We start from the raw sequence: 22,651 nt of genomic DNA, 5'->3' as shown, positions 1-22,651 counted from the left end.
GCCGCTTCAATGACTTTGCCTATAACAAGGATTTATGATGAACAAGTTTGATGATCTGTTTACTAAACCAGATTACTCACTGTACTCAAACTCTATGAGCTTTGTACGTCGCCCAATGGTGCAAAACCCTGTAGAAGCGGATGCTGACGTAGTAGTTTTAGGGGTACCATTTGATATGGCAACTTCTGGTCGATCAGGCGCTCGCATGGGGCCAGATGCGATTCGCCGCGCGTCGGTTAACCTTGCATGGGAAAGCAAAAAATTTCCGTGGAATTTTAACTTATTCAAACACACGAACGTAGTGGATGCTGGCGATCTTGTTTTTGATTGTGGTGATGCAGAAGATCTTACTTTGCGTTTAGAAGCCGCAGCAACGGAGATTATTGAAAGTGGTAAAACCTTATTAAGTTTAGGTGGCGATCACTTCATCACGTTGCCTTTGCTGCGCGCTCATGCGAAAAAGTATGGTGAAATGGCATTAATCCATTTTGATGCCCACACCGATACTTACCCAAATGGCAGCCGTTACGATCATGGCACCATGTTTTATCATGCGCCAAATGAAGGTTTGATCTCGCGTGAGCATTCGGTACAAATCGGCATTCGCACCGAGTACAAACAAGAAGGTCACGGGTTTAATGTCATCAACGCGATGGAAGCGAATGACCTATCAGCCGCTGATATTGTTGAACAAGTGAAAAAGATCGTTGGCGATAAACCCGTGTATTTAACTTTTGATATTGACTGCCTCGATCCTGCCTTTGCGCCCGGAACTGGTACGCCAGTATGCGGCGGCATGACATCCGATAAAATATTGAAAATCTTGCGTAACTTACAAGATATTAATCTGATTGGAATGGATGTGGTTGAAGTATCTCCACCGTATGATCATAGTGATGTGACCGCATTAGCGGGTGCGACTATTGCGCTTGATCTATTGTATTTGTGGACACAACAACGCATCGCTAAATAGGTTAATAGGTTAATAGGTTAATAGGTTAATAGGTTAATAGGCCAAAAGCTTTACTATCTTTATCGATGAGTCAATAAGCATGACAGCAAAAAGCCAGTGAAACGATTAACGCTTCACTGGCTTTATTATTTGTCTATAAAAGGACGTTTACCCTAAAAATTGATTAAAAACGCTTACTCGTCGTCTTTTTCAATTGGGTTCTTTTTCTTCTTAGGCATAAAGACATCATCACCCACTGCCACATTTTTATAGAAACTCTTATCACGATTGGCTTGTTTCTTAGGTGTAGTCGATTGTTTCGCCACTTTATTTGCTTTGGCTGGGCCTTTCTTAACAAATGGCTGACGCGGTTTAATACCTTTAAACTTACCTTTCAGGCCTTCTAATACTGAGAAAGTCAAATCTTGTTGTAAGTACGCTTCCACATTTTTAAAGCTCGCCCAGTCTTTCGGGCCCACTAAAGAATAAGCGGTACCGCGATTACCTGCACGGCCAGTACGACCAACGCGGTGAACGTACTCTTCCGTATGTTTTGGCATATCAAAGTTAATAACATGGGTCACATTGGCAATATCTAAACCACGAGAAGCAATATCAGTCGTAACCAAGATTTTATGCACTGCTCGTTCAAACTGACTCATGATGTTATTACGTTGAGTCTGATTCAAACCACCACTCAACGCGACGGCTTTCAGGCTCATCTGATTTAACTTCTCAGTCAAACGCTCCGTATCGCTACGTGTTGCAGTAAAAATAATAACTTGTTTGTATTCAGCCTCACTAATCAAGCGTTCTAGGATCGCTTCTTTATGATCAAGGTGATCACATAAATAGAAAGACTGATCGATATCTTTATGTTCTTCTGCTGATGCGCCAACTGAAATGTGCTTTGGCTCTTTTAAAAACTCACTTGCCAAATTATTCACTTCGACGTGATCAAGCGTGGCGGAGAACATTAACGTTTGACGACGACGATGCTTGGCCGCGTTACTAATACGACGCAACTCCGCAGAAAAGCCAAGATCCAACATACGATCAGCTTCATCTAATATTAAGGTTTCAACACCATCTAAATGTAGCGAACGATGCTCAAGATGATCAGCTAAACGACCAGGTGTTGCCACAATAAAACGCGGGTATTTACGTAACGCTTTAACTTGATCGTTGAAGTTTTCACCACCTACAATCAATGCGCCAGTATAAGATAAGCCGCCAAGCATGAATTTAAGTTCGCCGAATACTTGTTTTGCCAGTTCACGAGTAGGCGCTAAAATCACCCCTCTTGGATCTTTAGCAGAAAGAGCTTTGGTTTTTAGGGCTTTATGTAACATCGGCAACACAAATGCCAAAGTTTTACCCGAACCTGTTTTTGATGATGCCAACAAATCTTTGTCTGCAATCGCAACAGGGATCGCTTTACTTTGTATTTCAGTCGCTTTTGAAAAATTATAATGCTGTAAATTTTTCAGTAATCGATTGTCTAAACCAAGATCTTTAAATTGCAAAGGTGTACTCCAAAAGGAAATAAATCAAAATCGCGCACATGATAACACAAGCATCGAAAACTCGGGTTATACAATTACTCACAACCCTCATTCATATGTTTATATTAAGACACTTAAAAATAATAGGTGATAAATAGAATCAAACATGGCGAATTTTCAATTTCCTTGCCACCAGCTCCACACCAAATTGATAACGTTTAGCCGAAGCATTCAAGGCAAGCTCTAATGCGCTGTCTGCGATAATTTCAAATCGTTGAGATAAAGAGTTAATTTTAATCGGTAAAAAGTCTAATAAACGATTATCGCCATAGGTCCCTATTCTGACTTTCGCCATCAGTTCTGGATGCTCAAATAACACATCTAATACACCTTCTAGCAAGGTATAGGAAGTCGTAATAATAGCATCAGGCATCATGTCTTGCGCTAACCACTTTTCAACGACTTTACGGCCAGACTCTGAATTAAATTGAGCACCATATTCAATTATGGTCGTTAATGGAGAATGCGTTTCTTCATGCTTTCTCACTGCCGCTTCAAAGCCAATCTGACGTTCTTTAGACACATTAAGATCAGGCAATGCTCCGACCAAACCAATGGTTTGAATATCATCAAATAGCACCGATGAGGTTAATCGTAACGCACCATCAAAATCTTCACTGATCACACAACTAAAATGTTCATCATCTAATGGACGATCGAGCGCGATCACTGGTGTGCCTTTATTTTGAACATTCAAATAAAATTCGTTGGCATCAATCATGGAGCTAGCCACAAACAAAGCATCAATACGACGACTGACTAAAGCGTTCACCACATTTTTTTCTATTTGAGGATCGTCATCTGAACAGCCAATTAAAATCTGGTAGCCCGCTTGGCGAGAATTCGATTCCAACAGTTTAGCCAAACGTGCATAACTGGTATTTTCAAGATCAGGGATCACCAAACCAAATGAACGACTATTGCCAGCACGTAATGCCAACGCCGCATGATCGGGTTGATACTGGTGTTCTTCTACCACTGCCATGACTTTTTGTTGCGTTTTTTGGCTAATACGGTACTTGGTCGCTTTGCCATTAATCACATAACTGGCAGTGGTTCTAGAAACTCCAGCCAACTTGGCAATTTCATCTAGCGTCATCGTTATTTGCCCCATTTGATCGCATCAGTGTGCTTATTTTGTGCACCAGATCATAAATCCTTAGCATCAATTCAATCGATGTTTGAATTATAAGCTGAATCGTTTCATTATAAAAGCTGAAACGATTCAGCCAATGTGTATTAATAAAGTAAAGGCTCAAATCTGTGATCATCCGCAAAGTGCGATGAACATACTGAATTTGAGTACGATTTTAGGTAAACATAACCATTGGCTGAATTTTTTCGCGACAAAAGCTGAATCGTTTCAGCTAAATAATAGCGGATAAAGAAATTAAGATTCGTCGTTAAAAACTAAACTGATCTATCTCAAAATAATCGATGCATCTAAAAAGAATCTATGTATCTAAAAAGAAGCTATAGAGCTCAGACACCATAAAATGAAAACAAAACTCTATACTCATAAAACAGAATTATAAATATTAAGAAGAGGCACCCTATGCTGACGCTAACCACACAAAATATTACGCTTGCCCAAACGGCAAAAGATAAAACCGAAGCGATCACTCACATTGCCGCAAGTTTAACCCAACAAGGCTATGTCGAAACCGCTTATGTTCAGGGAATGCTGAATCGTGAAACTCAGTCTTCTACTTTCTTAGGCAATGGTATTGCGATTCCACACGGCACCACCGAGACTCGTCATTTAGTTCAAAAAACAGGTGTGGCTATCCATCATTTCCCTCAAGGTGTCGATTGGGGAAATGGCATGGTATATGTGGCAATTGGTATTGCGGCGAAGTCCGATGAACACTTAGGCATTTTAAAGCAACTGACCAAAGTGTTATCTGCCGATGGCGTAGAAGCGGCACTAAAAGAAGCGAAAACAGAACAAGATATTATTAATGTGCTAAACGGTCAGACTCAATTAATGGCCGATTTTGATGCCACCTTAATACAACTCAAATTCCCAGCCAGTGACATGCTACAAATGACGGCGGTGGCCAGTGGTTTATTACGTAATAGTGGTTGCACAACAGACGATTACATTAGCGAAGTTATCACTAAAAAACCCACTCATTTAGGCGCAGGATTATGGCTAGTGAGTGGATCTAAAGGTGTCTCTCGCTCGGCTATGTCATTTGTATCCACTGCTAATGATTGTGAGTTTGAAGGTCAACAAGTCCACGGCTTAATTGCGTTTTCAGCGTGTAATGCGAGTCATAAACCTTTGTTGTATAAAATCAGCGAGTTAATTTTTTCAAAGCGCCAGCAAGATATTCTAGATGCAGATGTTAAGCAATTATTAGCTTTATTTGATCTGAGTGAACAAACACCTGAAATTGCAGAAGACACTGCCAACCAAGCGACCTTCAAGATTAAAAACACCCATGGTTTGCATGCACGTCCTGGTGCGATGTTAGTCGCGGAAGCGAAAAAATTCGAGTCTACTATTCGCGTTTCAAACTTAGATGGCGATGGATCAAGCGTCAATGCGAAAAGCTTAATGAAAGTGATTGCGTTAGGGGTAAAACACGGCCACCGCTTGCAATTTATCGCAGATGGCAACGATGCAGAGTTAGCATTAAGTTCAATTGGTAAAGCGATTGAATCTGGCCTTGGTGAAGGTTAAAGGAGAGTCATATGTCTCAACATAAAATCGTCACGATTACTTTAAATCCAGCACTCGATCTAACTGGTCATTTAACCAACACCTTAAATGTCGGGAGTGTTAGTTTAGTTTCAAAAAGCACGCTTCATCCGGCAGGTAAAGGCGTAAACGTGGCAAAAGTCTTATCCGATCTTGGCGCTAAAGTCACCGTGACGGGCTTTCTTGGCGCGGATAACCAAGAGTCGTTTTGTCAGTTATTCGAACAAATCAATGCCACCGATCGATTTGTACGCGTAAAAGGCGCAACACGCATCAATGTCAAACTGGTTGATAGCGCTAGTGATGTCAGTGATATCAACTTTCCTGGCATACATGTCGATAGCTCCGCCATTGCTGAGTTTGAAAAAACCTTATTCGCATTGGCACAAGATCATGATTACTTTGTGATGGCAGGCAGTTTGCCGCAAGGTGTGTCGCCAGAGCTTTGTGCTCAATGGATTGAAAAACTGCATCAACTAGGGAAAAAAGTCATTTTTGATAGCAGCCGTGACGCATTAAAAGCCGGCCTTCACTCCCATCCTTGGTTGATTAAGCCTAATGATGAAGAGCTATCAGAACTCATAGGTAAAGAATTAAAAGACAGCCAAGCCTGCCAACAAGCAGCCCAAACCTTAGAGCAAAACGGCATTGCTAACATTGTGGTTTCAATGGGCGCTAATGGCGTAATGTGGCTAAAACAAGGTCAATGGCGTCAAGCCTCACCACCTAAAATGCAAGTCGTGAGCACGGTTGGCGCAGGTGATACGTTAGTGGCTGGCATGTCATGGGGCCATCTTCAACAATGGTCTGAAGACGAAATCCTCAGTTTTGCGACCGCTTTATCCGCACTAGCAGTCACCCAAGTTGGTGTCGGCGTACCTAGCCTTGAAGCAGTGCAAACCTTACAACAAAAAATAACAACAAGGACATTGCTATGAATATTGCCATTATTACCGCTTGCCCAAGTGGCGTAGCTAACAGCATTATTGCCGCCGGTTTATTAGAACAAGCGTCGAAAACACTAGGCTGGACTGCACATATTGAATGCCAGCCTGAACTTATCGTTAAGCCGCCATTAACTGCGCAACAAATCGAGCAAGCCGACGTTGTTGTTATTGCGACAAATACGGTTATCGATACGACTCGCTTCGTCGATAAAAAAGTCTACCAAGGCGATCTATCTGCCTGTTTTAACGACACACAAAAATGGTTAGAGGAAGCCGTACACCAAGCTACGCTTCTAACCCAAGAAAACGCGACCAGTAAAAATACCCATTCTTCGATAGCGACGGATTCAGGCAGTAAGAAAATAGTGGCTATCACCGCTTGCCCAACAGGTGTTGCACATACCTTTATGGCAGCTGAAGCACTACAAGAAACTGGTAAAAAATTAGGACACCAGATTAAAGTAGAAACACGCGGATCGGTTGGTGCAAAAAACCAACTGACAGAACAAGACATTGCCGATGCAGATTTAGTCATCATTGCGGCGGATATTGAAGTGCCACTGGATCGTTTCGCCGGTAAACGTTTATATAAAACCAGCACAGGTCTAGCTCTGAAAAAAACGGAGCAAGAATTCAGTAAAGCGTTTGAACAAGCACAGCCTTATCAAGCAGGTCAAAAATCACCGTCATCGACATCAAACAATGAAGAAAAATCGGGTGTGTACAAACACTTAATGACTGGTGTTTCGCATATGCTGCCGTTGGTTGTTGCGGGTGGTTTATGTATCGCCCTATCTTTTGTATTTGGCATTGAAGCCTTTAAACAAGAAGGTACATTAGCCGCAGCGTTGATGACCATTGGTGGTGGCTCCGCCTTTGCATTAATGATCCCCGTTCTTGCGGGCTTTATTGCCTTTTCGATTGCCGATCGTCCAGGTTTAGCACCAGGTTTAATTGGCGGCATGTTAGCTAGTTCAACTGGCGCTGGCTTTATTGGCGGTATTCTTGCTGGTTTCATTGCAGGTTACGCAGCGAAACTTATTGCGGAAAAATTAAACCTACCGCAATCAATGGAAGCGTTGAAACCAATTTTAATCATCCCATTATTGGCAAGCTTATTTACTGGCCTTGTGATGATTTACATCGTAGGTGGCCCAGTTTCTAGCATCATGTCAGCAATGACGGATTTCCTAAACAACATGGGTTCGGCTAACGCGGTTCTACTTGGCGTGATCTTAGGTTGTATGATGTGCTTTGACTTAGGTGGCCCAATCAACAAAGCCGCTTATACCTTTGGAGTTGGCTTACTTGCCTCACAAACCTATGCCCCAATGGCAGCTGTGATGGCGGCAGGAATGATCCCACCACTTGGTTTAGGCCTTGCCACATTCCTTGCCAGAAACAAATTTGAAGCCAATGAACGTGAAGCAGGCAAAGCGGCAACGGTGCTGGGTTTATGCTTTATCACCGAAGGCGCCATTCCATTTGCGGCGAAAGATCCAATGCGCGTGATCCCATGTTGCATGGCTGGCGGAGCATTAACAGGTGCATTGTCGATGCTATTTGGTGCAAAACTAATGGCGCCACACGGCGGTCTATTCGTCTTACTTATTCCTAATGCGATCACACCGGCCTTGTTGTACTTAGTGGCTATTATCGCAGGTACCGTTGTCACCGGTGTCAGTTACGCATTCTTAAAAAACAGAGCAGAAATGAAAGCCGTTATCGCTTAACATTTACTCATCACTCTAAGTAAAAACACAAACGCCCTTTCGTATTGGTCACTTATTTGAGAAAAATAGGAAACCAAGAAAGGGCGTTTTTAATTGTCTTCCTTTACTTCAATCGCGTAAAATCTGTAGTCCATACTATTTATTCGAGTTCACCATGCCAGCTATTGACCCTTGCTTCACCTCTTTTAATACTCGAATAAATGATGAAATTTCCAACAATATTAATATTCCCCTACCAAAAAAATTCACCTACCCTTTTTGTTATGAGGCCGATCCATTATCAGTGCTAGCCGCACAACAATTACAACAACACTTACTCAGCCAAAAAAACTGGCAATATGATTTTGAATCAAACGGTAAAATGTTCGGTGTATTAGTCGTCAAAAATCAGCACGATCAACTGGGCTATTTATCGGCATTTTCTGGGAAACTAGCCGATCAAAATCATCTACCGCATTTCGTGCCGCCAGTATTTGATATGCTTGAAGATGAAGGATTCTTTCTAGAGGGAACTGCCCCTATTAATGTTATTAATCAAGAAATTAAAATATTAGAGCAAGCTCCAGTTCTCACTCAACTTAACGTGCAATTAGAGCAAGAAAAACAACAAGCACAAATAGAATTAGAAGCGCTTCGCTTAAACATGATTGAAAGTAGAAGACAAAGAAAATTAATACGCCAACAATCTGAAAAAACATTAACTGATGGCGATCTAACTCTGCTCCTTCAGGATCTTGGCAAGCAAAGTGTGGCGGAAAAAGCTGAGCAAAAACACTTAAAGCAAAGTTGGGCGAAAAAAATCACCGATGCCGAACTGCGATTAAACCAATACAACGCCCAAATCGATGCCTTAAAACAGCGCCGCAAAACCTTGTCTTCAACATTGCAAAATAAGCTGTTCGAGCAATATCAATTTTTAAACCAATATCAACAACAGAAATCTTTATTAGATATTTTTGGTGATCTAACGCCACCAGCAGGATCAGGCGAATGCGCCGCCCCAAAGTTGCTACATTATGCATTTAAACATCATTACATCCCAATATGCATGGCAGAGTTTTGGTGGGGTTCATCGCCTAAATCTGAAATTCGTCAGCATAAAAAATTCTATCCATCTTGCCAAAATAAGTGCCAGCCAATTTTGGCGCATATGCTTCACGGTATTGAATTAGATGATAATCCTTTGCTAAAAAATCATGCCGAAGGTAAAGAGATAGAAATCATTTATCAAGATGATGCCATCGTGGTGGTGAATAAGCCGGCAGAGTTTTTATCGGTTCCGGGGGTCAATGTTCAAGACTCGGTTTCCCACCGTCTACAGAAACAATTTAGCGATGCTGAAGGGCTTTTTGTATTGCATCGTTTAGACATGTCCACTTCCGGTTTACTGGTGTTTGCGCTGACTCGCCGTGCTAATAAGAATCTACAGAAACAGTTTATTACTCGCCTTGTAGAGAAACGTTACGTGGCGCTTCTTGAAGGCAAGCTAGATCAAACTAATGGCGATATTAATTTGCCATTAAGAGGTGATTTAGATGACAGACCGAGACAAATGGTATGTGACCAATATGGCAAGCCAGCCGAGACATATTGGGAGTTAATCGAGCATCAAACAACCGATGACAACCAAGTTCTCAGCAAAGTTTACCTTTATCCGAAAACTGGACGTACCCACCAACTGCGTGTTCATTGCGCTCATATTCATGGTTTGAACATGCCGATTGTCGGAGATGATTTATATGGCACCAAAGCTAACCGGCTTCATTTACACGCGCAACAATTAACGTTTGACCATCCTTATACAAAGGCAAAAATGGTATTTGAAGTAGAATCTGACTTTTGACACAAACAGCTTAGTTTTCATCTATCTTTATCAAATCAGAGCCCCATTGTATTACCTTTCTAATTAGCCTAACATTAGATAGAGTTTATTTTTCATACTAAGAGCTTGTAAAAACCACACATAAATATGCTAAAGCCTATAGTTAACTACTTTTCATGACTGGCGCAGCAAGCACTATCAACGATGGCTTAATTTTCATGTGAGTCTGAAATAAACGCTATTTTTCAATGACAACCATCATAGGTAAGTGATAACGATTTCGTTGTATATTAAATGAAATCACACCGCATATAATCAAGGAGATTGAACATGGCTACAACAAAAACTCAAACCCCAAAAGATAAAATAGAAGAAGCCACGACAGAAGCGATTAATTCTGTTAAAGATCAAGTGGAAGAATCGTTGAATGAAGGCTCTGAAAAAATAAAACAAAAAGCCAATCAAGCTGAAAATATCATTAAAGAGCATCCATTATTAAGTGTTGGCTGTGCTTTTTTAGCGGGCTGGGCCATTTCTAAACTGATCAAATAATCAAACTAGGCAGGGGAATCGTCGGATGGAAGACACCAACAAAGGGTTACATGAAAATGAAACCTCTGATGATCACCAAACCGACACACCGCTGCCAACTGAAGAAGATATAACCGATAAAATAGACGAGATAAAATCGGTTTTTAATCAAGCGTCTAAAGTCATAACCGAAGTTGGGCAGTGGTCAGAATCGACGGCTCAACTTTTCTATCTCGAAGTGCAACGTAACATTGCTGCAGCAAAACAATCCATCATCTGCCAAGTTTTACTTATTCCTTTACTCATCCTTTTTATCTTCAGTTTGTGCATCAGTATTGGCGTGATTGCATATGTATTAACTCAAAATGTACTCATTGGTGTCGGTTTATTCTTATTCGCGATGAGCTTAATTTTAGTTGGCTTAATTTACTGGCAAAAACGTTTAATACGCTCTTTTGGTTTCAACGAAACAATTTCTCAATTGAAGGAGGGTGTCGATGTCATCACTAAAGCAGCTCAATCACGCGATTAAAATAAAAAGAATGGAAGGTAAAAATGCCAGTAGAGAGAGTCAATTAGCGCTTGGTTTATTACTAAAAACCCTTGCTGCTTATTCAAAAAAACACCCTTTCCAACTGACAACTGGAATCGCCATCTCCAGCATTATCATGGTTAAATATCGAAAGAAAATTCGGTTTTTTTACCCTGTTGTTTCTTTAGCCATGAATTTTTTTAATAAGTTCACAACGAATAATTAATGGCTGCTTCATTTACGTATCCGAAACAATCTTACGAATAAATTTAGCGGGCGTTCCACCATACAAACAATCCGGCGGCACATCTTTGTTGACGACCGAGTTAGCCGCAATCACAGAACGTGCACCAATAGTGACCCCTTGATTGATCACTGAGCTGCCACCAATCCAAACATCATCCTCCACCACAATCGGCTTACTGAATGTTTCCCAACGTCGACGACTTTGATAATCCATTGAATGACTCGCCGTATAAAACTGAACATTTGGTCCAATCAAAACATGATCGCCAATAGTGACTGATGCATTATCCAAGACAGTGACATTCATATTTAAGAACGTGTTTTCACCAACAAAAATTGTCTTACCAAATTCACACTGGAAAGGAGGCGTAATAATGCTTTGCTCCCCAATACTGCCAAGCATGTCTTTGAGAATAGTATGCTGATCTTGTATGGTCCGAGATTGATTGAAAGCCAACTTCAATGTAGCGGTGCTTTCACGAACATCAGCAACACTCGCATCTAAGCCATCAAAATCTTGCCCTGCTACCATCTTTTCGAATTCAGTCATAATGTCTAGTGTCCCAATTAAAATTACTTTTCCAATCAACGTATTTTGCCAATAAACCTACCTTGACGATAAGCTTAGCTTCTCAATAAACTTAGCTGCCCAACAAATTTAAATTTCCAATAAACTCAGTGTGATTGATATGCTCAAGAAAATTATTGATGATAAACAAAAAATCCAACGAATACTTTAATCAAAAAGCATTCATTGGATTTCAATTTACACTGTAAAAACGGAGATTAGAGCTTGATCAATTAAAGCTTGGTCAATTAGAGCTTAGTCAGATTGAGTTTAATCGCATTAATCACAATCATCTTAAACTCAACCATATTAAGTTAACCGCGATAATAACGCTGCGGTACAAATGGCATCTTCTCAACTAGCATTGGCAATTTTTTACCTCGAACGTCGGCAAAAACTTCTGTGCCAATTGCCGTTAAGTTTGTCGCTACGTACGCCATAGAAACAGGTTTCCCAGCCGTTGGTCCAGCGGTACCACTGGTGACAATACCAATTTCATTATCATCGGCATCAAACAATTTGGTGCCTTCACGAACAGGCGCTTTCGTTTGCCCCACTAAACCAACACGTTTACGAGCAACGTCTTTAGTCGCAATTTGTTGCAAGATAATATCTGCACCAGGGAAACCGCCGGCTCGTTCACCATCGGCGCGGCGTGGTTTACTGATCCCCCACAACAAACTTGCTTCAACTGGCGTGGTAGTGGTATCTAAATCATGTCCGTATAAACACAAGCCGCACTCTAAACGCAGTGAATCACGCGCGCCTAAACCAATCCATTCCACTTCTTCAAACATTGTTAATGTGGTTGCAAATTCCACCGCTTTATCACTTGGAACCGAAATCTCGTAACCATCTTCACCGGTATAACCAGAACGACTGACAATGCATTCAATACCGTTTAATTGGATAACTTTCACATCCATAAACAACATGTCACTGACTGACGGTTCAATACGAGCCAATATATCTGCTGCTTTCGGACCTTGCAAAGCCAATAATGCGCGATCGTCAATGATCTCAATCTCAACATCGCTTGGCAGGTTAGCTTGTAGGTGGGCAATATCTTGCGCTTTACAGGCTGCATTCACGACCACAAAAAGATGGTCGCCTAAATTGGCCACCATCAAATCATCCATAATACCGCCCTGCTCATTGGTAAAGAAAGCGTAACGCTGTTTACCCTCAGGAAGACCAATAATATCGACAGGCACAAGTGCTTCTAAACCCGCAGCAGCATTCGTACCTTTTAACCGAAGTTGCCCCATATGAGATACATCAAAAAGTCCAGCCGCATCACGCGTATGCAAATGCTCTTTTTTCACACCTAATGGATATTGCACTGGCATATCATAGCCAGCGAAAGGAACCATTTTTGCACCTGCTTCTACATGCACAGTGTATAAAGGTGTTTTAAGGGGTGCTTCTGTCAAGTGCTGCTCTGTCATTAATCCTCCAATGGGCTCATTACAAGCCATTTAAATTCGCCTCCTTTTCATCAAAAAGAAGGCGAACAACAGTATTATGAATCTTTAATCGTAATATCTTTCCCAGAAAAATAATCACGAGTTAACTTGAATACCACAGGGCTGAGTAACACCAGCGCAATCAAGTTTGGAATAGCCATCATGGCATTTAATGTATCGGCTAGCAGCCAAATAAAGTTAAGTGAACTCATTGCGCCAACCGGAACAGCCAGTACCCAAATAATACGGAACGGCTTAATCGCTTTAGTGCCAAATAGATACTGCACACATTTTTCGCAGTAAAAACTCCAACCCAAAATGGTGGTGAAAGCAAAAATCGCTAAAGCGATCGCAACAATCACATTCCCCATTGCGAACGTACTTCCAAATGCTTGGGATGTTAATGCCGCACCAGTTGCGCCACTAGTCCATTCACCTGAAAGAATGATGGCAAAACCAGTAATTGAACACACGATAATGGTATCGATGAAGGTACCGAGCATCGCCACTAAACCTTGTTTAACAGGATTTTTAGTCTTCGCTGCCGCATGTGCAATTGGCGCAGAACCCAAACCCGCCTCATTGGAAAAGACACCGCGCGCAACACCAAAACGAATCGCAGCCCAAACTGCCGCACCGGCAAAGCCACCTTGCGCAGCCACTGGTGTGAAAGCACTTGAAAGAATCAACGCGTAAGCATCTGGAATAGCAGAAGCATGAGTAATCATAACGCCCAAGCCGGCTGCAATATAAAATAGCGCCATCAATGGAACAAGTTTACCTGCCACATCTGAAATACGCTTGATGCCACCAACTAACACTGCGCCGACCAATATCATCAATACGATACCAGTCACCATTGGCGAGATACCAAAGCTACTGTCAAGCGCATCTGCAACTGAGTTCGCTTGCACGCCATTGCCGATACCAAACCCTGCAACCGAACCAAATATGGCAAAAAGAGTGCCGAGCCATGCCCATTTTTTCGATAAACCATTTTTAATGTAATACATCGGCCCACCGACATAATTACCATTGGCATCTTTTTCACGATAAGTCACTGCGCATACCGCTTCAGAATACTTAGTTGCCATGCCGACTAATGCCGTACACCACATCCAAAATAAAGCGCCTGGGCCACCTAATGCAATCGCGGTGGCTACACCAGCGATATTACCCGTACCAATAGTGGCAGACAGTGACGTCATTAGGGCATTAAACGGGGTGATATCCCCTTCAGAGTTACTTGAACGCCCTTTCCAAAGTAATTTAAAGCCCGTTGGCAACTTTAGAATAGGCATAAACCCTAGGCCGACCATTAAATATAGTCCGACACCTAAAATCATAATCAGCATGGGAACTCCCCACACCACGCTATTTATAGCGGCAATAAAATTGGTTAACGCTTCCATGTCGTATCCTTCTTATTTCAATCTTGTAGTTTTAGGAACTTCCATTGTGCTCAAAAACATCTTTTGATGAAACACAGTACCGATCTCTCGATAATGATGCCTTTCATTATATTGGCATCATTAAATTGACACGTAATGATTAGCATGAAATATCGCTCTGGTCAGAATTGAAATCTAAAAATGTGAAAAGAAACCACATATTTGTAACATTTTAATAACCATAAATAGTGAAAAATAGAGCCTATTTAGCCGTTACCCACAATATTAAACCGTCAATCTCACTTAACGAGACTAACGTGTGTCCCATACTGGCATCGTAATAGACGCTATCGCCTTCCTTTAAATCCACGGGCTCATAAAACTCACAATAAAAACGCACTTCACCTTCAAGCACCAATAAAAACTCTTCACCATCATGGCGAATCCAATCTTGGTAATCATCAAAACTACGAGAACGAATTCGGCTTTTAAATGGCACCATTTTTTTATTGGATAATTGACTGGCGAGTAATTCATGTTCATAAGTGGAAGTGGGATGAGGCTTGCCTTGACCATTCAGAGTAATATCACGACGCCCCACCGCACCCGCTTGTTTTGGCGGTTCAAAAATTTGAGGGATCGGCATATCAAGACCAGTGGCTAATTTCTGTAATGCTTGAAAAGTAGGCGAAATCTGGCCGTTTTCCATTTTTGACAACGTAGAGCGAGCAAGCCCTGTCCGCTTACTGGACTCTTCAAGAGTGAGCCCCATTTGTAAACGAATATCTTTTAATCTTTGCCCTAAATTTAGTGGTGTTAAGGTTTGCTCAGCATCATCAGATTGAAACGTCATTTGTGTCGATTCTATACTCACTGATAGTCCTTATCTTGGTGATCTAAATAGCCCAACGTAATCGATTGCTATCGACATAGTACAGAGTGACTGATCTCCTGAAAAGAGAACAAAGTTCAAAAAGGTGCGGTTTGTAGCAAAATTGGAAAACTTGTTTCTTATAGGAAACTTTTAGTTGAATAATGAAGCCGTGAAAAGTATGTTATGGAGATAAAAATTAAGCAAAATACCTCTAACAAATTACACTTGTAACGATTTGCCAAAGCATATTTCAAATGCATAGCAAACGATTGCGTATAAATCATTGATTCAACAGACATACTCTGGAGCAAGAAAATGGATATGACTCTTAAGTTTACAGACAGCCACGAATGGGTTCGCGATAACGGTGATGGTACCGTCACTATCGGGATTTCTGAACACGCACAAGAGATGCTTGGCGACGTGGTATTTGTCGACCTACCTGAGGTGGGTGACACCGTTGAAGCGGGCGAAGGTTTCTCTTTGGTTGAATCCGTGAAAGCAGCATCAGACATCTACGCACCAGTTACGGGCGAGATTGTTGAAATTAACGAAGATTTAGAAGATAGCCCAGAGCTTATTAACAGTGAATCTTACGATGGTGGTTGGATTGCTAAAGTTAAGCTAGATGACCCTTCTGAGCTAGCTAATCTAAAAGATGCGGAAAGTTATCTAGCTGCAATCGAAGAAGACGAGTAACACTAAAATCCAATCACCGCTTGTGATTGGATTTTTCATTTATATCTGTACACCAAGTAATAAAAAGTCAGTGAGCTTGCACTGGCTTTTACTTTAGAACTCTTTTGATGTCGGTGGTGGCTGTTTACACCACTTTTAGTTGAAGTAGCCCAGCATTAAGTGACTCGGGTTTGAATGGCTTTGAATTTAAATCGATTTCAGTTTAAGGAATGACATGACTAATTTATTAAACTCTCTTAGCAATAATGAAGAATTTATCGGTCGCCATAATGGCCCGAATCATACCGACCAACAACGCATGTTGGATATCATCAATCAGCTAAGTGATACCAAAGCCAATAGCCTAGATGATCTTATTGCTCAAACCGTCCCAGCTAATATTCGCCTTAATAATGCAATGGAACTCAAAGCGCCAATGTCTGAAAACGACATGCTCGGACAGATGAAAGAATTTGCTAATCTCAATACCATTAAGCGTACTTTTATTGGCCAAGGTTATTACAACACTTTCACGCCGAATGTTATTTTGCGCAACGTATTCGAAAATCCAGGTTGGTACACCGCGTATACGCCTTATCAACCAGAAATTTCTCAAGGCCGTTTAGAGTCACTGCTTAATTACCAACAAATGGTCATGGATTTAACCGGCATGGACATTGCCAACGCCTCCCTTTTAGATGAAGCAACGGCCGCTGGCGAAGCAATGACACTGTGCAAGCGTGCAGGAAAAAGCAAAAGTTCTGTCTTTTTTGTGGCTGACGATGTGCATCCACAAACGATCGAAGTGGTCAAAACTCGCGCCGAATTTATTGGCTTTGAAGTTATCGTGGGTGATATCGATTCTTTGGCCGAGCAAGATGTATTTGGCGCTCTGCTGCAATACCCAAGCACCACTGGCGAAGTGCGTGATTTAACCGATATCATCAGCGCCGCTCAAGCCAATAAAACTTTAGTCACTGTTGCGACCGATCTACTGGCTTCTACTTTACTAAAACCGGCTGGTGAAATGGGCGCAGATGTCGTGATCGGCAGCGCGCAACGTTTTGGTGTGCCAATCGGTTACGGTGGTCCACACGCCGCTTTTATGGCGACACGTGAGAAACACAAACGCACTATGCCTGGCCGTGTGATTGGTGTCTCCATTGATAGTAAAGGCAATCAAGCGCTACGCATGGCAATGCAAACTCGTGAGCAACATATCCGCCGCGAAAAAGCGACGTCTAACATCTGTACCGCGCAAGCATTGCTAGCCAACATGGCCTCTTTCTATGCGGTTTATCATGGCGCAGAAGGTTTACGTACCATTGCACGTCGCACCCATCATCTGACTGCCATTCTTGCTGCTGGTTTGAAGCATTCAGGCTATGAGCTTGCGCATAACACTTTCTTCGACACCATTACAGTCAACAGCCAAGAGCACACTGAGCGCCTTTACCATGCAGCTCAACATGCTGGTATCAACTTACGTAAGAGCCCAACTCAGCTAGGCATCAGCTTAGATGAAACGGCGACTGCAGACGATATTGAAGCGCTTTTTGCTGTCTTTGGCATTGAATGGAAGGTCGATACTTTTGCCTCTGACATTGCGGCCAATGAATTTGCCGCAATTCCAGAAAATTGTCGTCGTACTTCAAGCTATTTAACTCACCCAGTATTCAACACGCATCATAGCGAAACTCAAATGATGCGTTACCTGAAAAAGCTTGAAAACAAAGATTTCTCATTAACGCACGGTATGATCCCATTGGGCAGTTGCACCATGAAGCTCAATGCCGTTGCCGAAATGATCCCGGTCACTTGGCCAGAATTTGGTAGCATCCATCCGTTTGCACCTCTCGATCAAGCCGCAGGTTATACCGCATTGGCAGCATCGTTAAAGCAACAACTGTGCGAAATCACAGGCTACGATGAATTCTCTCTACAACCAAACTCCGGTGCATCGGGTGAATACGCAGGCTTAATCGCGATTCAACGCTACCATCAAAGTCGTGGCGAAGGTCACCGTAACGTTTGTTTGATCCCAAGCTCCGCACATGGCACAAACCCTGCCACAGCCTCTATGGTTTCAATGAAAGTCGTTGTGGTGATGTGTGATGAATTCGGTAATGTTGATTTACAAGATCTTGCAGCGAAAATCGATAAACACCACAGCAACCTTTCAAGCATTATGATCACTTATCCATCGACGCACGGTGTGTACGAAGAACAAGTACAAAAAGTATGTGACATGGTGCATGCCGCTGGCGGTCAAGTTTACTTAGATGGCGCGAATATGAATGCGCAAGTTGGCCTGACCAATCCGGGCGTGATTGGTGGTGATGTTTCGCACCTTAACTTACACAAAACATTCTGTATTCCACATGGTGGTGGCGGTCCGGGTATGGGTCCAATCGGGGTTAAATCTCACCTTGCCCCATTCCTTCCGGGTCATATTGAAAATGGTGTTGTCGGCAAAGAATATGCGGTATCTGCAGCCGATCTTGGCAGCGCGTCAATCCTACCAATCTCTTGGGCCTACATTGCCATGATGGGCGGAAAAGGCTTAACCGAAGCCACCAAAGTTGCAATATTAAATGCCAACTACATCATGGAACGTCTGCGTCCTCATTATCCGGTTTTATATCGTGGTCATAATGGCCGAGTGGCGCACGAATGTATTGTTGATATTCGTCCGTTAAAAGAAGCGACAGGCATTAGCGAAGAAGACATTGCAAAGCGTTTAATGGACTACGGTTTCCATGCGCCAACTATGTCATTCCCAGTGGCGGGCACGTTAATGGTTGAACCGACTGAATCAGAAGATAAAGCTGAATTAGATCGTTTCTGTGATGCAATGATCGCAATACGCAAAGAGATGGAGAAAGTACAGCAAGGGGAATGGCCACTCGACAACAACCCGTTAGTCAATGCGCCGCACACCCAAGTGGATTTGATGGCTACTGAATGGGATCACCCATACAGCCGTGAAATTGCTTGTTTCCCATCAACGCACACGCAAGGCTCAAAATACTGGCCAACGGTGAACCGCGTTGATAACGTTTATGGCGACCGTAATTTGATTTGCTCATGCCCGAGTATTGATAACTATGTTGAGTAATTAACCCGTAAATAAACGTAGTCACATAAAAAACGAGCACTCGATTGGGTGCTCGTTTTTTGTAGGAAAACTTTTTTGTATGGGCTATAAACCGCCAGATAAATCTAAATAATTGCCAGTAGAAAATGACGATTTTTCGGAAGCTAACCAATAAATCGCTTCTGCCACTTCAAATGGCTCCCCACCTCTTTGCAGCGGGATAATACTCTTTAACCTTTCGACTCGCTCAGGCTCTCCACCATCGGCGTGCATATCGGTATAAATTAATCCCGGACGAACACAGTTAACTCGAATACCCTCCGCCGCAACTTCCAAAGATAAGCCTTTGGTTAAAGTATCAATTGCCCCTTTTGATGCCGCGTAATCGATGTATTCATTTGGAGAACCAGAACGTGCAGCGCCAGAAGAGACATTAACGATAACGCCGCCTAACCCATCATGTCGTGTCGACATTCGCTTTACCGCTTCTCGACAACATAAGAAGTAACTTGTGACATTATTGACCAGCACTGCATTGATGCGTTCAGCGGTCATATCTTCTAAACGTGATTGTTTTTTCAAGATACCGGCATTATTCACCAGAACAGATAGTGTGCCCAACTCCCGATCAACGGTAGAAAACATTCGAATGACATCATTTTCACAAGAAACATCCGCTTGAACGGTAATACACTTACCACCTTCGACAGTAATAGATTGGGCTAGTTTGTTCGCCGATTCTCCATCCGATTTATAATTAATACAGACTGCATATCCTTCTTTTGCAAAAAGTAATGCTGTGGCAGCCCCAATACCACGCCCACCGCCAGTAATCACTGCCACTTTTTGAAGACTCATCAATACATCCTTATATTTCCAATAGCGGATTTCATCATAACGTTAATGGGTGAAGCAATCACCCATCGATCTTACATAACTGTATGCAACATAAATTATATGGATAGGCGGTAAAACTAGGCACTAGGCGTAACACTACTAATGCTGCCTAGTTTTAATTAACAACATTTAGCCTATCTCGCAACTGCTGCATCACTTTACCAAGTAGCATAATAATGACAGCGCCAAGTAGCACAGGTGTGACTAAAAAAGCCCAACTTTGTCCCGTTAACATAATTAAGAGTGGATTCGCTCCTGCTGGCGGATGGGTAGTTTTCGTGGCCAACATGGCGCTCACCGCAAGCCCTGTTGCCAGAGCCAAACTCAATGGCGTTACCCCAATATACTCCACAAAGAAAACGCCAATAAAAGCAGTAATGAAATGCCCTGCGATTACATTCTTCGGCTGTGCCAATGGGCTTTCCGGTAAACCAAATACCAATACGGTTGTTGCACCAAACGGAGCCATCACCAAGGCAATATTGGTTATTTCTGTTTCTGAAAACGTTAAAATGCCAATCGCTATTGCTGCACCTAATCCTGCAAATATTGCTAAAACTAATCTATTCATTTCTATCACTCCAAGTTACAAATCCAAAGTAGACCACTTTGTCTACCGGAACATAGTAGACAGAGTGGTCTACTTCTGTCAATATAAGTTATCAAAGGAGAGATCGCATGAATGATAAACGCCAAATATTATTAAATACCGCACTTGAATTGTTTTATAACAAAGGCATTAATTCTATTGGGATCAATGAAATACTTAATGTTTCTGGCATCGCAAAAAAGACCTTATATAATTACTTTGATAGTAAAGAAACTCTCATTCTTGCAGCTCTTGAGCAAAGAAATTCTATTTTTACAACGTGGTTAGATAAACGCTTAGCGGATTCAAAAGGAAATAATGAGGTAGTTGAGAATCTATTTAATGCATTAGCCGATTGGTTTTCAGGTTCTACCGAGGAATTAGGGGATTTTCGAGGCTGCTTTTTTATCAATACTTCAGCAGAATTTAGAGATCAAGACAGTAAAATTTCGAAGTATTGCCAGTATCACAAGCAGCAAGTACGCGAATTGATTGGTGCATATTTATCAAACCCACACCCTGAATTATTAGATGCTATATGTTTATTGAAAGAAGGTGCGATCACCACCGCTTATGTGGACAATGATTTTTCTGCACCAAAAAAATGTATCAGTGTTTTACAACAACTGAAAATGTAGGTCGTCTTTATATCGATATTAGACTGTTAAAATCAGAGCAATCTACTTATTCAATTCAGGGAATGATCGGTTTTATCGACAAACGCAAAGTCGTTTTTACCTTTGCGTTTAACATCATACATGGCGTGATCGGCTAATTTAATTAATTCTTCTGGATCTTGTGAATCCTCTGGATACATAGCAATACCGACACTAGCGCTCACACTCACTTCAATATTATTGATACTAAAAGGTCTAGATAGGGCATCAATAATTCTTGTCGCAACCGAAGAAAGCATCGTATCTCCAACCACTTGAGTGATAACGATTAAAAACTCATCGCCGCCAATACGAGCGACCATATCATTGTCACGAACGCAAGAGCGCAGCTTATCCGTCGCTATTTTTAATAATTCATCACCGGCGGCATGGCCAAAATTATCGTTTACCGATTTAAATCCATCCAAATCTAAAAATAAAACTGCGACTTTTTCTTTTTCTTGTAATGCAGAAGATAACGCCTTTTCAAGCCTCTTCATCATTAATTGTCTGGTCGGCAATCCTGTCAGTGAATCATGGTATGCCAAGTGTTGAATTTGCTGTTTTGCCTCTTTTTGCATAGTAATGTCTTCCATCACGGCAACAAAATGTTCAATTTTTCCGTCTGCTTGCTTAACTGGAGCAATAGAAGCCAATTCCCAAAATTCATTATTTTCATATTTACTATTAGTCAGTAATTCCCCACGCCATATTTCACCAGCATTAAGCACCTTAGAGATATGTTCTTTTTCAGCCTGAACAAATAACTCAGTACTAAATATACCTGCGCTTTGTCCAATTACTTCCTCCTCCCGATAACCTGTTTTGTCTAAAACTCTAGGGTTTACGTACTCAATTATCCAATTACTGTCGGTGATAATAATGGAAGAGGCCGACTGTTCAATCGCAAGTGAAAGGGTGCGCAGCCTTGAAGACAAAACAGAGTACGTTTGCAAAATCAGTGTAATGGCAATACCACCAATCAAAAAAATGGCACTTAAATATAGCAAGGTAGTGCTCAGGCTATTTTCAATAACTGACTGTTCCGAAGGAAAAAAGAAAGCCATTATTCCACGCATGAAATTAAATAGACCAAACAGAGCAAAAACAGTCGCTACACCATGCCCAGCAGAACGTTGCTCTTGATTATTAACCGTGAGTAAACTCAGCACAATCGCAATACAGATAGTGAGTATCATGGCAGAGAAAACAACAATTCGGATATTCTGATTGTGTTCAATATAGTGAAAGTAGTAAAAGAGACTCGTTGCAACAACTAGCAGGGACGCATCGAAAAATATCATAGGCTTTCGACCAATAAAGACCAAAATCCCTCGTAAAATAATTAGAAAACCAATGACATTGCATAAGTTGGCAATGATGATAGAAATAAAATCAGG

At 41.8% G+C, this 22,651-nt stretch carries 20 protein-coding genes; 11 read left to right on the top strand and 9 right to left on the bottom strand.

What is annotated here, in order from left to right; all coding sequences use genetic code 11:
- The first annotated feature begins 37 nt into the window (after positions 1 to 37).
- The gene (speB, locus tag FH976_RS03615) at positions 38 to 973 is read left to right on the top strand and encodes an agmatinase (RefSeq protein WP_194089653.1); all 936 of its coding nucleotides are present in this window, start codon (positions 38 to 40) and stop codon (positions 971 to 973) included.
- A gap of 173 nt (positions 974 to 1,146) precedes the next feature.
- Here the strand turns inward: speB and FH976_RS03610 are convergent, their stop codons facing one another.
- On the bottom strand, positions 1,147 to 2,478 hold the full coding sequence (locus FH976_RS03610; RefSeq protein WP_194089554.1) for a DEAD/DEAH box helicase: 1,332 nt from the start codon (positions 2,476 to 2,478) through the stop codon (positions 1,147 to 1,149).
- 139 nt (positions 2,479 to 2,617) lie between these two features.
- The gene (gene cra, locus FH976_RS03605; RefSeq protein WP_194089553.1) at positions 2,618 to 3,616 is read right to left on the bottom strand and encodes a catabolite repressor/activator; all 999 of its coding nucleotides are present in this window, start codon (positions 3,614 to 3,616) and stop codon (positions 2,618 to 2,620) included.
- Between the two features lie 456 nt (positions 3,617 to 4,072).
- On the opposite strand from cra, the gene fruB reads away from it, so the two are divergent.
- The 7 genes from fruB to FH976_RS03570 all read left to right on the top strand — a co-directional run bounded on the left by fruB (position 4,073) and on the right by FH976_RS03570 (position 11,015).
- Entirely contained in the window at positions 4,073 to 5,206 is a 1,134-nt protein-coding gene (fruB, locus tag FH976_RS03600) for a fused PTS fructose transporter subunit IIA/HPr protein (RefSeq protein ID WP_194089552.1), read from the top strand.
- An 11-nt stretch (positions 5,207 to 5,217) separates the two neighbouring features.
- The gene (gene pfkB, locus FH976_RS03595) at positions 5,218 to 6,162 is read left to right on the top strand and encodes a 1-phosphofructokinase (protein ID WP_194089551.1); all 945 of its coding nucleotides are present in this window, start codon (positions 5,218 to 5,220) and stop codon (positions 6,160 to 6,162) included.
- Positions 6,159 to 7,904 carry a PTS fructose transporter subunit IIBC gene (fruA, locus tag FH976_RS03590; RefSeq protein WP_194089550.1) on the top strand — a complete coding sequence of 582 codons (1,746 nt, stop codon included), beginning with the start codon at positions 6,159 to 6,161 and terminating at the stop codon, positions 7,902 to 7,904. The genes pfkB and fruA overlap by 4 nt, the downstream gene beginning before the upstream one ends.
- Positions 7,905 to 8,058: 154 nt before the next feature.
- A complete protein-coding gene (locus FH976_RS03585; RefSeq protein ID WP_194089549.1) occupies positions 8,059 to 9,747 on the top strand; it encodes an RluA family pseudouridine synthase in 1,689 nt (562 codons plus the stop codon).
- 309 nt (positions 9,748 to 10,056) lie between these two features.
- Positions 10,057 to 10,278 (top strand): hypothetical protein, encoded by a 222-nt coding sequence (locus FH976_RS03580; protein ID WP_194089548.1) that lies wholly within the window; start codon positions 10,057 to 10,059, stop codon positions 10,276 to 10,278.
- 25 nt (positions 10,279 to 10,303) lie between these two features.
- The gene (locus tag FH976_RS03575; RefSeq protein ID WP_194089547.1) at positions 10,304 to 10,789 is read left to right on the top strand and encodes a phage holin family protein; all 486 of its coding nucleotides are present in this window, start codon (positions 10,304 to 10,306) and stop codon (positions 10,787 to 10,789) included.
- On the top strand, positions 10,755 to 11,015 hold the full coding sequence (locus FH976_RS03570) for a hypothetical protein (protein WP_194089546.1): 261 nt from the start codon (positions 10,755 to 10,757) through the stop codon (positions 11,013 to 11,015). The genes FH976_RS03575 and FH976_RS03570 overlap by 35 nt, the downstream gene beginning before the upstream one ends.
- 12 nt (positions 11,016 to 11,027) lie before the next feature.
- Here FH976_RS03570 and FH976_RS03565 read toward each other — a convergent pair whose 3' ends face one another.
- The 4 genes from FH976_RS03565 to FH976_RS03550 all read right to left on the bottom strand — a co-directional run bounded on the left by FH976_RS03565 (position 11,028) and on the right by FH976_RS03550 (position 15,313).
- The gene (locus tag FH976_RS03565) at positions 11,028 to 11,585 is read right to left on the bottom strand and encodes a sugar O-acetyltransferase (protein ID WP_194089545.1); all 558 of its coding nucleotides are present in this window, start codon (positions 11,583 to 11,585) and stop codon (positions 11,028 to 11,030) included.
- A 332-nt stretch (positions 11,586 to 11,917) separates the two neighbouring features.
- Complete coding sequence (gcvT, locus tag FH976_RS03560; RefSeq protein WP_194089652.1) at positions 11,918 to 13,051, bottom strand: glycine cleavage system aminomethyltransferase GcvT; 1,134 nt, start codon at positions 13,049 to 13,051, stop codon at positions 11,918 to 11,920.
- Positions 13,052 to 13,125: 74 nt separating this feature from the next.
- The gene (locus FH976_RS03555; RefSeq protein WP_194089544.1) at positions 13,126 to 14,481 is read right to left on the bottom strand and encodes an alanine/glycine:cation symporter family protein; all 1,356 of its coding nucleotides are present in this window, start codon (positions 14,479 to 14,481) and stop codon (positions 13,126 to 13,128) included.
- Between the two features lie 241 nt (positions 14,482 to 14,722).
- A complete protein-coding gene (locus tag FH976_RS03550; protein ID WP_194089651.1) occupies positions 14,723 to 15,313 on the bottom strand; it encodes a helix-turn-helix domain-containing protein in 591 nt (196 codons plus the stop codon).
- 336 nt (positions 15,314 to 15,649) lie between these two features.
- On the opposite strand from FH976_RS03550, the gene gcvH reads away from it, so the two are divergent.
- Together gcvH and gcvP are read left to right on the top strand one after the other, a co-directional pair.
- Entirely contained in the window at positions 15,650 to 16,033 is a 384-nt protein-coding gene (gene gcvH, locus FH976_RS03545; RefSeq protein ID WP_194089543.1) for a glycine cleavage system protein GcvH, read from the top strand.
- A 214-nt stretch (positions 16,034 to 16,247) separates the two neighbouring features.
- Positions 16,248 to 19,130, top strand: a complete 2,883-nt coding sequence (gcvP, locus tag FH976_RS03540) for an aminomethyl-transferring glycine dehydrogenase (RefSeq protein ID WP_194089542.1) — start codon at positions 16,248 to 16,250, stop codon at positions 19,128 to 19,130.
- Positions 19,131 to 19,214: 84 nt separating this feature from the next.
- Here gcvP and FH976_RS03535 read toward each other — a convergent pair whose 3' ends face one another.
- Complete coding sequence (locus FH976_RS03535; protein ID WP_194089541.1) at positions 19,215 to 19,967, bottom strand: SDR family oxidoreductase; 753 nt, start codon at positions 19,965 to 19,967, stop codon at positions 19,215 to 19,217.
- Positions 19,968 to 20,121: 154 nt separating this feature from the next.
- Complete coding sequence (locus tag FH976_RS03530; protein ID WP_194089540.1) at positions 20,122 to 20,577, bottom strand: HPP family protein; 456 nt, start codon at positions 20,575 to 20,577, stop codon at positions 20,122 to 20,124.
- Between the two features lie 107 nt (positions 20,578 to 20,684).
- Between FH976_RS03530 and FH976_RS03525 the strand changes: the two genes are divergently transcribed.
- Complete coding sequence (locus FH976_RS03525; RefSeq protein WP_194089539.1) at positions 20,685 to 21,233, top strand: TetR/AcrR family transcriptional regulator; 549 nt, start codon at positions 20,685 to 20,687, stop codon at positions 21,231 to 21,233.
- 50 nt (positions 21,234 to 21,283) lie between these two features.
- On the opposite strand, the gene FH976_RS03520 is transcribed toward FH976_RS03525, so the two are convergent.
- Positions 21,284 to 22,651, bottom strand: a 1,368-nt coding sequence (locus FH976_RS03520; protein WP_194089538.1) for a diguanylate cyclase domain-containing protein, incomplete at its 5' end; no start/stop codon positions are given.

The organism is Vibrio hibernica, assembly GCF_015223435.1.
GTDB lineage: Bacteria > Pseudomonadota > Gammaproteobacteria > Enterobacterales > Vibrionaceae > Vibrio > Vibrio hibernica.
The sequence above is the reverse complement of the archived record's forward strand: the minus strand, read 5'-3'. Positions and strand labels throughout refer to the sequence as shown.

What these genes read in the sequence shown, in the direction of transcription:
- speB (WP_194089653.1), top strand. Translation starts at nt 38, where the DNA reads ATGAACAAGTTTGATGATCTGTTTACTAAACCAGATTACTCACTGTAC.
- cra (WP_194089553.1), bottom strand. Translation starts at nt 3,616, where the DNA reads ATGACGCTAGATGAAATTGCCAAGTTGGCTGGAGTTTCTAGAACCACT.
- fruB (WP_194089552.1), top strand. Translation starts at nt 4,073, where the DNA reads ATGCTGACGCTAACCACACAAAATATTACGCTTGCCCAAACGGCAAAA.
- pfkB (WP_194089551.1), top strand. Translation starts at nt 5,218, where the DNA reads ATGTCTCAACATAAAATCGTCACGATTACTTTAAATCCAGCACTCGAT.
- fruA (WP_194089550.1), top strand. Translation starts at nt 6,159, where the DNA reads ATGAATATTGCCATTATTACCGCTTGCCCAAGTGGCGTAGCTAACAGC.
- FH976_RS03585 (WP_194089549.1), top strand. Translation starts at nt 8,059, where the DNA reads ATGCCAGCTATTGACCCTTGCTTCACCTCTTTTAATACTCGAATAAAT.
- FH976_RS03580 (WP_194089548.1), top strand. Translation starts at nt 10,057, where the DNA reads ATGGCTACAACAAAAACTCAAACCCCAAAAGATAAAATAGAAGAAGCC.
- FH976_RS03575 (WP_194089547.1), top strand. Translation starts at nt 10,304, where the DNA reads ATGGAAGACACCAACAAAGGGTTACATGAAAATGAAACCTCTGATGAT.
- FH976_RS03570 (WP_194089546.1), top strand. Translation starts at nt 10,755, where the DNA reads ATGTCATCACTAAAGCAGCTCAATCACGCGATTAAAATAAAAAGAATG.
- FH976_RS03565 (WP_194089545.1), bottom strand. Translation starts at nt 11,585, where the DNA reads ATGACTGAATTCGAAAAGATGGTAGCAGGGCAAGATTTTGATGGCTTA.
- gcvT (WP_194089652.1), bottom strand. Translation starts at nt 13,051, where the DNA reads ATGACAGAGCAGCACTTGACAGAAGCACCCCTTAAAACACCTTTATAC.
- FH976_RS03555 (WP_194089544.1), bottom strand. Translation starts at nt 14,481, where the DNA reads ATGGAAGCGTTAACCAATTTTATTGCCGCTATAAATAGCGTGGTGTGG.
- FH976_RS03550 (WP_194089651.1), bottom strand. Translation starts at nt 15,313, where the DNA reads ATGACGTTTCAATCTGATGATGCTGAGCAAACCTTAACACCACTAAAT.
- gcvH (WP_194089543.1), top strand. Translation starts at nt 15,650, where the DNA reads ATGGATATGACTCTTAAGTTTACAGACAGCCACGAATGGGTTCGCGAT.
- gcvP (WP_194089542.1), top strand. Translation starts at nt 16,248, where the DNA reads ATGACTAATTTATTAAACTCTCTTAGCAATAATGAAGAATTTATCGGT.
- FH976_RS03535 (WP_194089541.1), bottom strand. Translation starts at nt 19,967, where the DNA reads ATGAGTCTTCAAAAAGTGGCAGTGATTACTGGCGGTGGGCGTGGTATT.
- FH976_RS03530 (WP_194089540.1), bottom strand. Translation starts at nt 20,577, where the DNA reads ATGAATAGATTAGTTTTAGCAATATTTGCAGGATTAGGTGCAGCAATA.
- FH976_RS03525 (WP_194089539.1), top strand. Translation starts at nt 20,685, where the DNA reads ATGAATGATAAACGCCAAATATTATTAAATACCGCACTTGAATTGTTT.